The sequence below is a fragment of the Paenibacillus sp. 32O-W genome (genome assembly GCF_007679495.1).
Classification (GTDB): Bacteria; Bacillota; Bacilli; order Paenibacillales; family NBRC-103111; genus Paenibacillus_L; species Paenibacillus_L residui.
Genome location: NZ_VEGP01000006.1, coordinates 113,412 through 127,593, shown reverse-complemented (window position 1 = coordinate 127,593; position 14,182 = coordinate 113,412). Strand labels below are relative to the sequence as shown.

The following is a 14,182-nucleotide window of genomic DNA, read 5'->3' as shown; positions in this document are numbered from 1 at the left end:
ATTGCCTATGGAATAGGCCCGAAGGCTTTTTTGCCGTTTCGTGAAGTGTAAAGGACCAGGGCCGGGGCTTAGCTTTTCCTGGGAATGATTAGCGAGCCGCCGTTCTTCACATAATAAAGCAAGCCAGGGAACGGAAATTCGTAAGGGAGGGAGACGAGATGGAACGCCGCAATCATTCTGTCATCTATATCCGTTTTAGAAAAAGAATCCGCTGCAGGCCCGGACAATCGATCGTGCTCGGCCAGATTGCACAAATCGTTGCGGAACCGGAATGGGAAGGGAGGCTAAAGGACCTGCCGATCCGTTTCCCGGAGCCTAAAGACGGAAATATGCTGCTTATCGATATGATTCACGTAGTCCGGAAAGTAAAACAGCTGCTTCCGGAGGCGCAAATCGAACTCTATGGCGAACCCCATGTTCTGGTCGAAATTTCTAAGGATGAGCGACGAGCCCATCCGCTCGTGATCGCTTTTGTGTGGGTGCTGCTGTTTATCGGCTCCGGGTTGGCGATTATGAACTTTCATGTCGATGTCAGTATGCCTGCAGTCCATCGGAGAATTTACGAATTGTTAACCGGGAACACCACTGAAAAACCGTACCTGCTGCAGATTCCGTACTCTTTTGGGATCGGGGTGGGAATGGTTTTGTTTTTCAACCATTTGTTCAAGAAGAAGTTTAACGAAGAGCCCAGTCCGCTTGAGGTGGAGATGTTTCTGTACCAGGAAAGCATGAACCAGTATATTATTACCGAAGAATATGCCAAAATGGGCGGCAAGGAAGCGGCGCCTTATGATGACGGTATTCGTTAGTCTCCTGCAGATCCTGATCGGTCTGGCGGGAGGACTGGCCGTCGGCAGCGGTATGGTTGCTTTTCTGGTCGTGCTGGATATCATTCCGAGGCTCGCGCAGGTGACTAAATCCTACCGGTACATTCACTGGTATGAAGGGGCCGTCATTAGCGGGGCTTTATACTGGACGTTTGCCGATTTTTTCGATTGGCAGGCGGCCATGACTCCTTTTTCTGCTGTGTTTCTCGGTTTTTTCGCTGGGGGCTTCGTCGGCATGCTGGCGGCGGCCTTGACCGAGATTATCAATGTTCTGCCGATTCTGGCCAAACGGCTCGGATTAGGACAATATGTCATCCTGTTTTTGATGGCGATGATTTTCGGGAAGGTCATTGGCTCCTTGCTGGAATGGTTTCTGTTTTAGGGATTCGAAAAGGCTTCGTTAGAAGCTTTTTTTACCACATGCCTCGTTAGAAGCTTTTTTTATCCCGCTGAAAAAAGATATAGATCAGGCTAAGGTCCCCAATAAGCCTCTTTTGGATTGTGTTCTAAGAGGGAGTATGATAAATTTTATAAGAATAATAATCGCAGCAATCAGGTCCAATGGCTTATAGTATAGGGAAATATACATCATTTAGTTTCCATTTATTTACTGTTGTTGTCCCGGTACGAGATGCTGCGGCCAATAATCAAAGGTTATATATTATCTGCAGTAAAGTGTCCTAGGAAGCAAGGGACAATGGAGTGTCTTAGGGGTTTGGTTTTGTATTCCTGCTTCCGTAGAGTCAACTTTATTGCTTTATCTATAGTCTGGTTCTCTGCATCAGTGCAAAGATATTCTATTGGGAGAGGAAGTATCGATTATGTTTCTACATGGTACCAGTCAAATTAATGATAAAGGGCAGTTGGAAATAGGTGGCTGCAATACGGTAGACCTGGCGGCCCGCTTCGGAACGCCGCTGTATGTTATGGATGAGGCGTTGATTCGCCAAAGATGCCGGGAATATATTAATGCTTTTCGCGAGTCCGGTTTGAACTTTCAGGTTGCTTATGCCAGCAAAGCTTTTTGCGTTATGGCCATGTGCCGTATTGCGGAAGAGGAAGGCATGTCTCTCGACGTAGTTTCCGAAGGAGAGCTGTATACCGCTCTGCAAGCCGGTTTTCCCGCGGAGCGCATTCATTTCCACGGCAACAACAAGACGCCCGCGGAAATCGAGATGGCGATAGACGCGAACATCGGCTGCTTCGTGGTGGATAACTTCATCGAGCTGCAAATGCTGAATGCGATCGCGGCCGAGAAGAAGCGGAAGGTCAATATTCTGTTAAGGATTACCCCGGGTGTGGAGGCTCACACCCATGAATATATATCGACAGGCCAGACGGATTCCAAATTCGGCTTCGATTTAGGAAACGGTTCGGCTTATCGCGCAGTTGAAGAGGCTGTGGCACAGCCTAATCTGGAGCTGCTCGGAATTCATTCCCATATCGGCTCCCAAATCTTCGAAGTAGACGGCTTCAAGCTGGCTGTCGAGAAGATGATCGGCTTCGCAACGGAGGTTCGCTCCGGGCTGAACGTCACCTTCCGCGTAGTTAACCTGGGAGGAGGCTTCGGCATCCGATATACGGAGGAGGATACGCCGCTGCCGTTGCGGGATTATGTCAAAGCTATTACAGACGGAATTGTAACCTATTTTAGCAGCCACAACTATCCGCTTCCGGAAATCTGGATCGAGCCGGGACGCAGTATCGTCGGAGATGCGGGAACGACTCTATACACCGTCGGCACGGTCAAAGAAATTCCGGGAGTGCGCAAATATGTGGCCGTAGATGGCGGAATGACGGATAATCCGCGTCCGGCCTTGTATGATTCGAAATACGAGGCCATGCTTGCCAACCGGGGGAAGGATGCGAACGCGGAGACCGTATCGATTGCCGGCAAATGCTGCGAAAGCGGAGATATGCTCATTTGGGATTTAGAGCTGCCCAAGGTACAGAGCGGGGATATTCTGGCGGTATCATGTACGGGGGCGTACAATTATGCCATGGCAAGCAATTATAACCGGATTCGCCGGCCTGCGGTTGTCTTCGTCAAAGACGGACAGGCCGATCTGGTTGTCAAACGGGAATCGTTGGACGATCTGACGGATTTGGATGTTATTCCGGAGCGGCTTCAGAAGAAGGCGGCAGGAACGGTCTAAATCAATAAAGGGGAGCATGGACGTTTGCAGTCCATGCTCCCCTTTTATTGCAGGCTTGGTATCCCTTCCGTCTTGCGTGAAAATAGCCCGGTTCTGAATATGCCGGCTTCGCATCGGAACCCGATGCTGGCGTTTTTGGACCAAGTCGTTTACAATGTAAGAGTAGTCTACTATTTGAGAGAAAGGAGTGACCTTATGGCTAAGCAAGCGACCATTACATTGGAGAACGGCGGAGAAGTCGTCATCGATCTGTTTGACAAGGACGCTCCTAACACGGTAGCGAACTTCGAGAAGCTCGCTAACTCCGGTTTCTATAACGGTCTGGTTTTCCATCGAGTCATCCCCGGCTTCGTTGCTCAAGGAGGATGTCCCCACGGTACGGGTACCGGCGGTCCGGGCTATACGATTAATTGTGAAATTAATCCCAACAAGCATGAACGCGGGACTCTTGCTATGGCTCACGCAGGTCCGAATACGGGCGGCAGCCAATTCTATATCTGCTATGCTCCGCAGCCTCACCTTGACGGGGTGCATACCGTCTTCGGCAAAGTGGTTAAAGGAATGGAGCATGTGGATGCTTTCCAGGGAAGAGACAGGATGGAAAGCGTGAAAGTAAGCGAAGCTTAAGTAACTGAAATTAATAATCGAATACAATTTCCTTCGGGGTTGGGTGAAATTCCCTACCGGCGGTGATCCCGGGCGGCCATTGGGCGGCTGCGGGCAAGTCCGTGACCCGGCTGCTATGATGCTCTTTTGCGGAGCGCAGACGGTGGATCCGGTGAGATTCCGGAACCGACAGTATAGTCTGGATGGGAGAAGGAGAAAGAAGCAAGTGGCCGGCTCGGCCTTGCGCTTTTTTTCACATGTTGGACGATGTGTTAAAGAGGCGGTTTCAGGTGTGCTTATATAAGGACAGGTCGTTGATTACTTATCAGGCATCTTTGTTCTTATGGGAGGACGCCCAACGCCCCCTCTTTAATCGATTATGGCGACAGTGTGCTTTGTTTCGCATGCTTCTGCCACAATGTGAAAATAAGCCGGTGAGATCCGTTTATTTGCTTGTTTCCTTGTACCTTAATCCGCCCCCTGAAGAACGAGGCTTGTCGACCTAGCGGCCGGCTCCCGGTTTTCAAGGGGCTTTTTTCCGTATTCGGGATTTAGAGGAGAGAAGGAAGGATATGAATGTGCTGAACGATGAGTATTACATGAGGCTGGCGCTGGAGCTGGCACGCGGAACTCAAGGACAGACGGCCATCAATCCGGTTGTGGGCTGCGTGGTGGTTAAAGAGGGGCGGATCGTCGGGATCGGGGCGCATCTTCGGATGGGGACGGCCCATGCGGAAGTTCATGCATTGACTATGGCGGGCGAGCAGGCCGAAGGCGGCGTCGCCTATGTGACCCTGGAGCCGTGCAATCATTATGGCCGGACGCCTCCCTGCACCGAACGGCTCATCGAGTCCAAAGTGGCGCGTGTTGTCGTTGCATGCACCGATCCGAATCCCAAGGTGGCCGGATTGGGGCTGGAACGGCTCCGAAGCCACGGAATCGAAGTCGAGGTCGGGGTTCTGGAGGTCGAGGCGAGGGAATTGAACGAAGCCTTCAATAAATTTATTGTGACCGGGCGGCCTTTTGTCACGCTGAAGACCGCCAGTACCCTGGACGGTAAAATCGCCAGCCGAACGGGTGACAGCAAATGGATAACGAATGCGCGTTCGCGCGAATTTGTCCATACTTTGCGGCACCGCCATCAGGCAATTATGGTAGGGGTGGAGACGGTAATTGCCGATGATCCGCAGTTAACCACGAGATTGTCTGTACCCGCTCTAAATCCGGTCCGCATCGTTATCGATTCCCGTTTGCGGGTTCCTGCGAATGCGAGAGTGCTTGACGGAGAAGCGGAAACGATTATCGTTACGACTTCTGCCGCTCCCGAAGAGAAGCGCAAGGAGCTTCGGGGGCGCGGAATTGTATTGCTGGAAGCAGGCCCCGGTCCGAGGGTCGATCTGGAGCTGGCGATGCGGATGCTGGGAGAGAGGGAAATCGGTTCGATTCTGCTGGAAGGGGGCGGCAGGTTGAACGGGGCTATGCTGGAACAGGGCCTCATTGATAAATGCTATCTGTTCTATGCCCCGAAAATCATAGGAGGCCCCGAAGCACCCGGCAATTTCAGCTTTCCCGGCTTTGACCGTATGAGCGAGGCCGTCACGATAGATAGGCTTAAGGTGGAGAGATTTGATGAGGATATTTGTATCGTTGGATATCCGGTGAAGAAATAAATAGATGCAGCAGAGATCGGAAAGGAGGAAGTTAATTGTTTACCGGACTTGTGGAAGAAATCGGAACCCTGCGCCGCATTTCCAGGCAGGGAGAGGCCATGATTTTAACGATTGAAAGCAAACGCGTGCTGGAAGATATTCAGGTTGGAGACAGCATTGCGGTCAATGGGGTTTGTTTGACGGTCATTGCCTTTGACGACGCATCTTTTACCGCAGATGTCATGCCCGAGACGTTCCGCAGATCGACTCTTCATCAGCTCGCACCCGGGAAACGGGTCAATCTGGAACGGGCCATGTCCGCGCAGAGCCGTTTCGGCGGACATATCGTACAAGGGCATGTGGATTCGACGGCGGTTATCTCGTCAAGACGCAGGGAAGATAACGCCGTCGTCTTCCGGTTGGAGCCGGAGGAGCCGGCCATTATGAAATACATCGTTCCCAAAGGCTCGATAACAATAGACGGGATCAGCCTGACCGTCGTCGAGGCGGAGAGCGACTATTTTACCGTTTCGATAATTCCTCATACGCTTGCGCAAACGGTTCTGCAGCACAAGGAGCCGGGAGAAGCGGTCAATATCGAATGCGATATCCTGGGCAAATATGTGGAGAGACTGTTATCCTTCCGGGAGCAGTCAGCGGGCCGCGCCGGTAGGAAACCGGTATTGACGGAAAGCTTTTTGGCCGATCACGGATTTTATTAATGGAAAAGGGGGGATACGCTATGGCGGATCCGGTACAATTTGATAAAATTGAAGAAGCGATTTATGATTTAAGCATAGGCAAGGTAATAATCGTGGTGGACGATGAGGACCGGGAGAACGAGGGCGATTTTATCGCGTTGGCGGAACGGGCAACTCCCGAGGTCATCAATTTCATGATCAAGGAAGGAAGAGGGCTTGTCTGCGCGCCCATTACGGAGGAGCGCGCGAGCGAGCTGAATTTGCCGCCGATGGTCAATCATAATACGGATTATCACGGTACGGCTTTTACCGTTTCGATAGACCATATAGAGACGACTACGGGCATTTCCGCGCATGAGCGCTCTCTGACGGTTCAAGCCTTGATAGACCCGCGGGCGAAGCCGGAGGATTTCCGCAGGCCCGGGCATATTTTCCCGCTGATCGCCAAGAAGGGCGGGGTGCTGCGCAGAGCGGGCCATACCGAGGCGGCCGTCGATTTGGCGGTGATGTGCGGCTCGTCCCCGGCAGCGGTCATTTGCGAAGTCATCAAGGAAGACGGATCGATGGCCAGGGTGCCGGACTTGGCCCGGATTGCGAAAGAGCATGACCTGAAGCTGATTACGATCCGCGATTTGATTCGCTACCGCAATGAGAAGGAAAACCTGGTCAAACGCGAAGTCGAGGTGAAGATGCCTACCGATTTCGGGCAGTTTACCGCGGTCGCCTATACAAATCAGGTGGATAACAAGGAGCATGTCGCACTTGTCAAAGGGGAAATTGACGGCTCCCGGCCGACGCTTGTCCGCGTTCACTCGGAATGCTTGACCGGCGACGTCTTCCACTCCCAACGCTGTGATTGCGGACCGCAGCTTGCCGCTGCATTGAAGCAAATCGACGAGGCAGGCTCCGGCGTTCTGCTCTATATGAGGCAGGAGGGCCGCGGAATCGGCTTGATCAATAAATTGAAGGCCTATAAGCTTCAAGAGCAGGGACTTGATACGGTTGACGCCAATCTCAAGCTTGGCTTTGCCCCCGATTTGCGCGAATATGGAATCGGAGCGCAAATTCTGAAGGACCTGGGAGTGCGCAAGATGAAGCTGTTAACGAATAACCCGCGCAAAATCAAAGGTCTGGAGGGCTACGGCCTGGAAGTGGTGGAAAGAGTCCCGATTCAGATGGAAGAGAACGAAAGCAATACCCGCTATCTGCACACCAAGAAGGAAAAATTGGGTCATTTGCTTCATTTTATAAACGACACAGAAGAGGAGACGAACAAACATGGCAAAATGGTATGAAGGACATTTAGTTTCTAAAGAAGCAAAATACGGAATCGTGGTAGGCCGGTTTAACGAATTTATCACCAACAAATTGCTGTCGGGGGCTCTGGACGCTCTTAAGCGCCACGGGGTGCTGGAGGAGGAGATCGAGATCGCCTGGGTTCCGGGCGCTTTCGAAATCCCGCTGATCGCCCAGAAGATGGCGGAAAGCGGCAAGTATGATGCCGTCATTACTTTGGGTGCTGTGATCCGGGGGTCTACGCCTCATTTCGATTACGTATGCAGCGAGGTTTCCAAGGGAGTGGCCGCAATCAACCTAAAGACCGGTATTCCGACGGTGTTCGGCGTACTGACTACCGATTCCATAGAGCAGGCCGTGGAAAGAGCGGGCACCAAAGCCGGCAACAAGGGCTGGGAAGCCGCAACGACCGCTATTGAAATGGTCAATCTTGTCAAGCAGCTGCAGGCCTAATGGACTTCGGGTCTTACATTGATCTGGATACGCTGTTGTTTCGGGCGGTAGCTTTCCTGCTTGCCGTTACGTTGCATGGCTGCTGGATGGCCCTGTTCTCCCGCTGGCTCGGGGACAGAACCGCCGGGGAGCAAGGCCGCCTCAGCTTAAATCCGGGCAAGCATCTCGACCCTCTGGGAACGGTCATGGTGCTGTTCGGCCCCTACGGATGGAACCGGCCGGTGCCGGTCCATCCGGATCACTTCGGGAAATCCGCCAAAGGGAAGCTGGCGCTGTGGGCATTGTCCGGGCCGCTGCTGCATCTGGTGCTGGCGCTTCTGTTCGGCTGGCTGTTTCTGGAGCTTCCGGTAGCGGCAGGTGGGGGCTCATGGGCAGGGGCTTTGTTTAAGGGAATTCTGCACTACTGTTATATCGTCAATGTTATGCTATTTCTGCTTAATCTGCTGCCTATTTATCCGTTGAACGGCTGGAAGCTGCTGCGACATCTGGCCGGTGAGCGGGCGGCGGCCTATCTGGACAAGTATGAGAAATGGGGCCTGCTCGTACTCATTGCGCTTCTTGCGCTTCCGGCAGGGCAGCGGTTGCTTGAAATGCTGTTTCAACTGGTCAATCAATGGCTGATGAAAGGTTATTCGGTATGATGAGGGGGACTAGGAATGAAGATCACTTTCAAATTGGAAACGTTCGAAGGCCCCCTCGATTTGCTGCTGCATCTGATCGATCAGGCCGAGGTAGACATTTACGACATTCCGATTAAGGAAATAACGGATCAATATCTGGACTATCTATCCACCATGCAGGAGCTTGAGCTGGAGGTGACCAGCGAATTTCTCGTCATGGCCGCCACACTGCTGTCCATCAAGAGCAAGATGCTGCTCCCCAAGCCTCCCGTGATCGAGCTCGATTGGGACGGAATGGAGGAGGAAGAAGGGGAAGATCCGCGGGCGGAGTTGGTCCGGAAGCTGATTGAATATCGCAAATATAAGGAAATCGCCGAGCACTTGAAAGACAGGGAATTGGAACGCAGCCTGATCTATACCAGGGAGCCGGAGGACCTGACGGCCTTCATTCCGAAGGTGGAGGTTAATCCGGTGGAAGGGCTTCACGTCGCCGATTTGGTCTGGGCCTTTCAGAAAGCGCTCCGTAAGATGGCCGAACGGAACCGGGTCGCCAAGATCCGCAGGGATGAAATATCCGTCAAAGACCGGATTACTGAAATTGTATCCATACTGGGCAATCGCGGGGGTAAAGTGTTATTTTCCAAATTGTTGGAAACGGGGTACAGCCGGGAGGATATCGTCGTTACTTTCCTCGCCTTGCTTGAGCTGATGAAGATGAAAAAAATACAGTGCTATCAGCACAAACTGTTTGAGGATATTGTCATCCAGGCGAAAGAGGATGAGAGTGAGGGAATCGATGAATACACAACAGATGAAATCAGCTATTGAAGGTTTGCTTTTTGTGGCAGGGGACGAGGGTCTGGATGCAAAGCAACTGGCTGAGGTGCTTGAGCAGGATGTCAGGCAGGTGACGGCAGTCCTGGAGCAGATGAAGGAAGAATTCAAATCCGGGCAGAGAGGGATCCAAGTCGTGGAGATGGCGGGTTCGTACCAATTGACGACCTTGCCCGAGCATGCTCCTTTTTTCGAACGGCTAGCTTATTCGCCGTCCCGAACTTCCCTATCCCAGGCCGCACTGGAAACGTTGGCGATCGTTGCCTATAAACAGCCGATCACCCGGGTGGAAATCGAGGAGATCCGGGGAGTCAAATCCGACCGCGCTCTGAATACTTTGGTGGCCAAAGAGCTGATTGAAGAGGTGGGGCGGGCCGAGGCGATAGGCAGACCCATTTTGTATGGCACGACCAAGCAATTTCTGGATTATTTCGGCTTGAAGAGCATTGAACAGTTGCCGGAGATGGATCATTTCGGGCAGAGCGGCGATCTGGAAGAAGAAACGAGACTGCTGTTCGAGAAGCTGGAGGTTGAGCAGCTCACCTTCGATGATATCAAGTCAGAATATAAAGAGTAAAACGAATGTTTTCATATTGTAGGCACATACTAAACTCCATGTGATGGATTCGGGATGAATTCTTCTTCGCATCGGGGTTTTTTTAGGTATTATTGAAATTTTCCGGGGCTCCCCGCAAATTATTTGCAATACGCTTCGAAGGCATACGTCACTTTGTGGGGGATTATATTTGAGGAGGCTTGCCCATGCTTGTTTTTTGGATTCTATTAGCGGCTGCTCTGATCATCATCGCCGTTATTGTCTCCTTCAGTCATTTGACCGTGAAAATATTCGCCTCCCGGGTCAAGGAAAACGATAGACTCTATATTCAACTTCATGCCCTATACGGAATAATCCGGTTAAGATACGAAGTGCCGGTTATCAAGTTTAAAGGTTTGGACAAAGGACTGAAGGTTCAGACCAAGGGGCTGGATGAGAAAAGCAGCGAACACCTTAACGAAACCAAGGAAATAATCAATTGGGAGAAGATTCAGGAAGCTTACCGCAAATTTAAAATATTCCTCAGCCAAGTGGATAATTTTGCGGCCTGGATGAAATCGACTCTATCCCGCTTCAAAATAAGCCAGATGGTCTGGATAACGCGAATCGGAGCAGGAGATGCCCCGGAAACCGCCCTGTTGACGGGAGTTCTCTGGAGCGTGAAATCGACTCTACTCGGTTATCTGTTAAGACATGTCCGACTCCAAACGGAGCCCGAAATTCAGGTTCAGCCACAATATAACCGGACACTATTTACCACGGAAGTTACGTGCATAGCGAAAATTCGCCTGGGTTATGCTATGGTTGCAGGACTAATGCTGCTGGTTCGCACGATGAAAGTGAAGGGAGGATTCAAAACATGGCAGAACATCCTATCCAAGGCCTAATGAAGACGGCCATGGAAAATATCCGCGACATGGTGGATGTCAATACGATCGTAGGCGATCCGGTGGAAACTCCGGATGGCAGCGTGATCTTGCCGATTTCCAAGGTGGGCTTTGGATTTGCGGCGGGTGGCAGTGAATTTGTTACCGATCAGGGAGCCGGAACGCCGGGGACTCCTCATGAGGCTAACCATGCACAGGTTTCTCTTCCGTTCGGAGGGGGGAGCGGGGGCGGAATATCGATCACGCCTATCGCTTTTCTCGTAGTCGGACAGCAAGGGGTGCGGATAGTTCCGTTGGATAATCAGACCCACTTGTTCGAGCGTCTGATCGATTCCGCTCCGCAGGTTGTAGAGAAAATTCAAAGCATGATGAAGACAAACGCTGCAAACACCGCTATTACGCCGAATTCCACCACAACAACAAGCACAACGCAAGGTCAGAACCAAACTGCAGGTCAAAACATGCTTTCCTAATGATAAGATAAGGCTCCAAGCGGGGCCTTTCGAAGGTCAATGGGCGTTCCTTTTCCGTGCTCATTGTGAAAAGTCTAGCGACCTAATTCGTTTTCCAACGGCAAGATGTATAAAAGAAGCCTTCATTCCACTTATACAGTGATTCCGAAGGCTTCTTCCTTTATGATTGGACCGGTTTATTCTGTTTTCTCATTGGACCGGCATCCGGTTTGCGGTTAGGATCCGCTGTCGGTTGTATCCTCATTCATACGCTCATACAGGAAATCAACGATATGAACGGCTTTCATGGAGGAGCCTAGCTTCTCCTTCTCAATGCCGAGCTTCATCTGCAGCAGACAGCCGGGATTGCTGGTAAGAAGGTAGCGGGCTTCGGTTTTTTTCACGTGCTCCATCTTATGCTCGAGAATATCATTGGCCATGTCCGGCTGGACCAAATTATAAATCCCGGCGGAGCCGCAGCATTTGTCGGCATTTTTCAATTCCACGAAATTCACGTTCCCTGCGCGTTTAATCAACTGCCGGGGGGCGATGCCACCCTTCATGACGTTCCGAAGGTGGCAGGAGTCCTGGTAGGTGACGGTAACCGGCCCGTCGTCCGCATGACCGCCGTGGAAGCGGGGCAGCCGGCCCCGGCGGAACAGAAGGTCGCTGATATCGACAACTCTTTCCGCGAACCAATGAGCCGCTTCGGCCCATTCCGGATCGTCATGAAGTAAATGATTATACTCCATCAACAGGGCCCCGCAGCCTCCAGCATTGGATACGATATAATCGACTCCGGCATCCCGGAAGGCCGCTATATTTCGCCTCGCCAGCTCCTTAGCCGCTTCCATCTCGCCGCTATGGGCATGAAGCGCCCCGCAGCAATTTTGCGCTTCGGGAAGAATTACTTCAAACCCGGCCTTCGCCAGCAGCTTGACGCTATTAATGTTGGTTTCCGTAAACAGCACATCCATAATGCACCCGCGGAACATGCCGACTCGCGCTATTTTCTCGCCTTCTGCCGGGAAGACGGTGCCCAATGTTTCAATAACTCCCTTGGCGCTCGCTTCCGGCAGTATTTTTTCCATCTGGCTCATGGATTCCGGGAACAGCTTCATGACTCCCGATTTCCGCGCCAGCCACTGCAGGCCGGATTTCTGATACAACCTGAGTCCCTTGCCGAGCAATTTCATCCGGCTTTGCTTAGGGAACATATGCTTGAACATGACGCTTCGCACAAATCGGATATGGGGCGGATGATGGGTATGCTGCTCGATGGCCTCTCTGGCTTGTTCGAGCAGATGCCCGTACTTGACGTCGGACGGGCACACCGGCTCGCAAGCTCTGCAGCCCAGGCATAAATTCATCTGGTCCTTGAAGGCTTGATCCGGCTCCATCAAGCCGTCCGCCACCGCCTTCATCAAGGCGATTCTGCCCCGCGGGGAGGCGGCCTCCAGACCGGTTTCGTTAAAGGTGGGGCAGGCCGGCTGGCAGAAGCCGCATCGCATGCAATTCGTCAGCTCCTCATAGTCGAGCTTCAATTGCAGCGCCTCCGCTAACGGATTAACCGTTTTCACTGGCTTCTGAGGTGGCCCGGAATGCTCAGGACGGATTGGGGCTGAAGGTGTGGAAGCTGACGTATGCCGGGTTTCTGCTGTCGGTTTCATTTTTGCACCACCACTCTTTTGCGTGTTTCCCTGGCAAAGATTTTACCGGGATTCATAATGTTGTTGGGATCGAATACCTGCTTGATCCCTTTCATAATTTCGATTCCAACGGGCCCGACCTTCCATTCCAAGTAGGGGGCCTTGACCATTCCAACTCCATGCTCTCCGGTAATCGTGCCTCCCAGCTCGATCGCTGCCTCGAAAATTTCCGCGAACGCCTGCTCCACCCGTTCAATTTCCTCATGATTTCGCGCATCGGTTGTACAGGTTGGATGAAGGTTGCCGTCTCCGGCATGTCCGAACGTACAGATATGAACGTTATACTTCCGAGCGATTTCGTTAATCGCCAGAACCATTTCGGCAATTTTGGAGCGGGGGACGGTAGCGTCCTCCAGAATGGTAGTCGGCCTAATGCGCGCCAATGTCGATAAGGCGCTGCGCCTAGCGGTCATTAGCTTATCAGCTTCCTCTGCATCACGGGCCATCTGTACCTGCGCTGCCCCCTCCTGGCGGCAAATATCGACGATTTGTTCAATGTCCCGGCGAATGGAAGCCTCGTCGTCCCCATCCTGCTCAATAAGCAGAATAGCTTCCATATCAAGCGGCAGGTCCAGCTTGTTAAATTCAGCTACAACCCGCAGCGTGGCGTTGTCCAGAAATTCCAGCGTCGCGGGAATGATCCGGTTACCGACGATTTTGGAAACCGTTCGCGCGGCGGCATGGATATCTTTATACATAGCAAGCATCGTCTGCTTGTACTTCGGTGCCGGCAGCAGCTTGACGGTCGCTTCGGTAATGATGGCCAAGGTTCCTTCCGAGCCGACCAACAGCTTCGTCAAATCGTATCCGGCCACGTCTTTGTAGAGCTTACCGCCCGTTCGGATAATTTCCCCGGATGGAAGCACGGCCTCCAAGGCAAGAACGTAATCCTTGGTCGTCCCGTACTTGAGCCCTCGCAGCCCTCCGGCACATTCCATAATGTTGCCGCCGAGCGTGGAGATAACCATGCTGCTCGGATCGGGCGGATAGAACAGGCCAAGCTCTTCGAGAGCCATATGAAACTGCTTCGTATTCAATCCTGGCTGGAAGGTGGCGGTCAAGTTGTCTTGATCGATCTCGATGAGCCGATTCATCCGGTTCATAACGAGTACAATCCCGCCCTCGACGGGAACCGTCCCTCCGCAGAGATTGGTGCCGGCCCCCCGGCCTACGATCGGAATGCGATGCTCGTTGGCAAGCTTCAAAATTAGCGCGATCTGCTCCTTATTTTCCGGATAAATGACGGCGTCGGGCATGGCCTGGACCATCGGGGTTGCATCATAGGAATGAGTGACCAACGCCTCATTATCGTCTTTAAAATAGGCTTCGCCGACGATGTCGATGAGCTGCCGGCGAACATTTTGCTCCAGCATAAGAGTATCCTCCCCGGGATAAAAATTAATCAGGTCATCTGATGACTTTTCCATCATTATAGC

Annotated in this window: 15 protein-coding genes and 1 riboswitch; of the genes, 13 read left to right on the top strand and 2 right to left on the bottom strand. The window is 52.2% G+C overall.

The window, feature by feature from the left end; all coding sequences use genetic code 11:
* Nucleotides 1-158 precede the first annotated feature (158 nt).
* From FS806_RS04270 to ytfJ, 13 genes are all read left to right on the top strand, one after another.
* Nucleotides 159-809, top strand: coding sequence for a stage V sporulation protein AA (locus FS806_RS04270; protein WP_144933372.1), 651 nt, complete (start codon nt 159-161; stop codon nt 807-809).
* Nucleotides 790-1,209 (top strand): stage V sporulation protein AB, encoded by a 420-nt coding sequence (locus FS806_RS04265; protein WP_144933371.1) that lies wholly within the window; start codon nt 790-792, stop codon nt 1,207-1,209. Before FS806_RS04270 ends, FS806_RS04265 begins: the two co-directional genes overlap by 20 nt.
* Before the next feature lie 439 nt (nt 1,210-1,648).
* Nucleotides 1,649-2,983 carry a diaminopimelate decarboxylase gene (gene lysA / locus FS806_RS04260; protein ID WP_144933370.1) on the top strand — a complete coding sequence of 445 codons (1,335 nt, stop codon included), beginning with the start codon at nt 1,649-1,651 and terminating at the stop codon, nt 2,981-2,983.
* Nucleotides 2,984-3,178: 195 nt separating this feature from the next.
* Entirely contained in the window at nt 3,179-3,610 is a 432-nt protein-coding gene (locus FS806_RS04255) for a peptidylprolyl isomerase (protein WP_144933369.1), read from the top strand.
* 25 nt (nt 3,611-3,635) lie between these two features.
* Nucleotides 3,636-3,808, top strand: a riboswitch (FMN riboswitch).
* A gap of 353 nt (nt 3,809-4,161) precedes the next feature.
* Nucleotides 4,162-5,259 carry a bifunctional diaminohydroxyphosphoribosylaminopyrimidine deaminase/5-amino-6-(5-phosphoribosylamino)uracil reductase RibD gene (gene ribD, locus FS806_RS04250; RefSeq protein WP_144933368.1) on the top strand — a complete coding sequence of 366 codons (1,098 nt, stop codon included), beginning with the start codon at nt 4,162-4,164 and terminating at the stop codon, nt 5,257-5,259.
* A 35-nt stretch (nt 5,260-5,294) separates the two neighbouring features.
* Complete coding sequence (gene ribE / locus FS806_RS04245) at nt 5,295-5,960, top strand: riboflavin synthase (protein ID WP_144933367.1); 666 nt, start codon at nt 5,295-5,297, stop codon at nt 5,958-5,960.
* Between the two features lie 20 nt (nt 5,961-5,980).
* Nucleotides 5,981-7,234 (top strand): bifunctional 3,4-dihydroxy-2-butanone-4-phosphate synthase/GTP cyclohydrolase II, encoded by a 1,254-nt coding sequence (locus tag FS806_RS04240; RefSeq protein WP_144933366.1) that lies wholly within the window; start codon nt 5,981-5,983, stop codon nt 7,232-7,234.
* Nucleotides 7,218-7,688 carry a 6,7-dimethyl-8-ribityllumazine synthase gene (ribH, locus tag FS806_RS04235; protein WP_144933365.1) on the top strand — a complete coding sequence of 157 codons (471 nt, stop codon included), beginning with the start codon at nt 7,218-7,220 and terminating at the stop codon, nt 7,686-7,688. The genes FS806_RS04240 and ribH overlap by 17 nt, the downstream gene beginning before the upstream one ends.
* Nucleotides 7,688-8,329 (top strand): site-2 protease family protein, encoded by a 642-nt coding sequence (locus FS806_RS04230; protein WP_144933364.1) that lies wholly within the window; start codon nt 7,688-7,690, stop codon nt 8,327-8,329. The genes ribH and FS806_RS04230 overlap by 1 nt, the downstream gene beginning before the upstream one ends.
* A gap of 15 nt (nt 8,330-8,344) precedes the next feature.
* On the top strand, nt 8,345-9,136 hold the full coding sequence (locus FS806_RS04225) for a segregation and condensation protein A (RefSeq protein ID WP_144933363.1): 792 nt from the start codon (nt 8,345-8,347) through the stop codon (nt 9,134-9,136).
* Entirely contained in the window at nt 9,105-9,719 is a 615-nt protein-coding gene (gene scpB / locus FS806_RS04220; RefSeq protein ID WP_144933362.1) for an SMC-Scp complex subunit ScpB, read from the top strand. Before FS806_RS04225 ends, scpB begins: the two co-directional genes overlap by 32 nt.
* Before the next feature lie 185 nt (nt 9,720-9,904).
* Nucleotides 9,905-10,585 (top strand): DUF2953 domain-containing protein, encoded by a 681-nt coding sequence (locus FS806_RS04215; RefSeq protein ID WP_144933361.1) that lies wholly within the window; start codon nt 9,905-9,907, stop codon nt 10,583-10,585.
* On the top strand, nt 10,558-11,058 hold the full coding sequence (gene ytfJ / locus FS806_RS04210) for a GerW family sporulation protein (protein WP_144933360.1): 501 nt from the start codon (nt 10,558-10,560) through the stop codon (nt 11,056-11,058). Before FS806_RS04215 ends, ytfJ begins: the two co-directional genes overlap by 28 nt.
* A gap of 215 nt (nt 11,059-11,273) precedes the next feature.
* Here the strand turns inward: ytfJ and FS806_RS04205 are convergent, their stop codons facing one another.
* Both FS806_RS04205 and FS806_RS04200 read right to left on the bottom strand, forming a co-directional pair.
* A complete protein-coding gene (locus tag FS806_RS04205) occupies nt 11,274-12,707 on the bottom strand; it encodes a (Fe-S)-binding protein (RefSeq protein ID WP_144933359.1) in 1,434 nt (477 codons plus the stop codon).
* On the bottom strand, nt 12,704-14,119 hold the full coding sequence (locus FS806_RS04200; RefSeq protein ID WP_144933358.1) for an FAD-binding oxidoreductase: 1,416 nt from the start codon (nt 14,117-14,119) through the stop codon (nt 12,704-12,706). The genes FS806_RS04205 and FS806_RS04200 overlap by 4 nt, the downstream gene beginning before the upstream one ends.
* Between the last annotated feature and the right edge of the window lie 63 nt (nt 14,120-14,182).

Bases quoted from the DNA above. Each gene is read 5' to 3' on its own strand.
- FS806_RS04240 (WP_144933366.1), top strand. From the start codon at position 5,981: ATGGCGGATCCGGTACAATTTGATAAAATTGAAGAAGCGATTTATGAT.
- FS806_RS04200 (WP_144933358.1), bottom strand. From the start codon at position 14,119: ATGCTGGAGCAAAATGTTCGCCGGCAGCTCATCGACATCGTCGGCGAA.
- FS806_RS04255 (WP_144933369.1), top strand. From the start codon at position 3,179: ATGGCTAAGCAAGCGACCATTACATTGGAGAACGGCGGAGAAGTCGTC.
- FS806_RS04270 (WP_144933372.1), top strand. From the start codon at position 159: ATGGAACGCCGCAATCATTCTGTCATCTATATCCGTTTTAGAAAAAGA.
- scpB (WP_144933362.1), top strand. From the start codon at position 9,105: ATGAATACACAACAGATGAAATCAGCTATTGAAGGTTTGCTTTTTGTG.
- FS806_RS04265 (WP_144933371.1), top strand. From the start codon at position 790: ATGATGACGGTATTCGTTAGTCTCCTGCAGATCCTGATCGGTCTGGCG.
- FS806_RS04225 (WP_144933363.1), top strand. From the start codon at position 8,345: ATGAAGATCACTTTCAAATTGGAAACGTTCGAAGGCCCCCTCGATTTG.
- ribD (WP_144933368.1), top strand. From the start codon at position 4,162: ATGAATGTGCTGAACGATGAGTATTACATGAGGCTGGCGCTGGAGCTG.
- FS806_RS04215 (WP_144933361.1), top strand. From the start codon at position 9,905: ATGCTTGTTTTTTGGATTCTATTAGCGGCTGCTCTGATCATCATCGCC.
- ytfJ (WP_144933360.1), top strand. From the start codon at position 10,558: ATGGCAGAACATCCTATCCAAGGCCTAATGAAGACGGCCATGGAAAAT.
- lysA (WP_144933370.1), top strand. From the start codon at position 1,649: ATGTTTCTACATGGTACCAGTCAAATTAATGATAAAGGGCAGTTGGAA.
- FS806_RS04205 (WP_144933359.1), bottom strand. From the start codon at position 12,707: ATGAAACCGACAGCAGAAACCCGGCATACGTCAGCTTCCACACCTTCA.
- ribH (WP_144933365.1), top strand. From the start codon at position 7,218: ATGGCAAAATGGTATGAAGGACATTTAGTTTCTAAAGAAGCAAAATAC.
- FS806_RS04230 (WP_144933364.1), top strand. From the start codon at position 7,688: ATGGACTTCGGGTCTTACATTGATCTGGATACGCTGTTGTTTCGGGCG.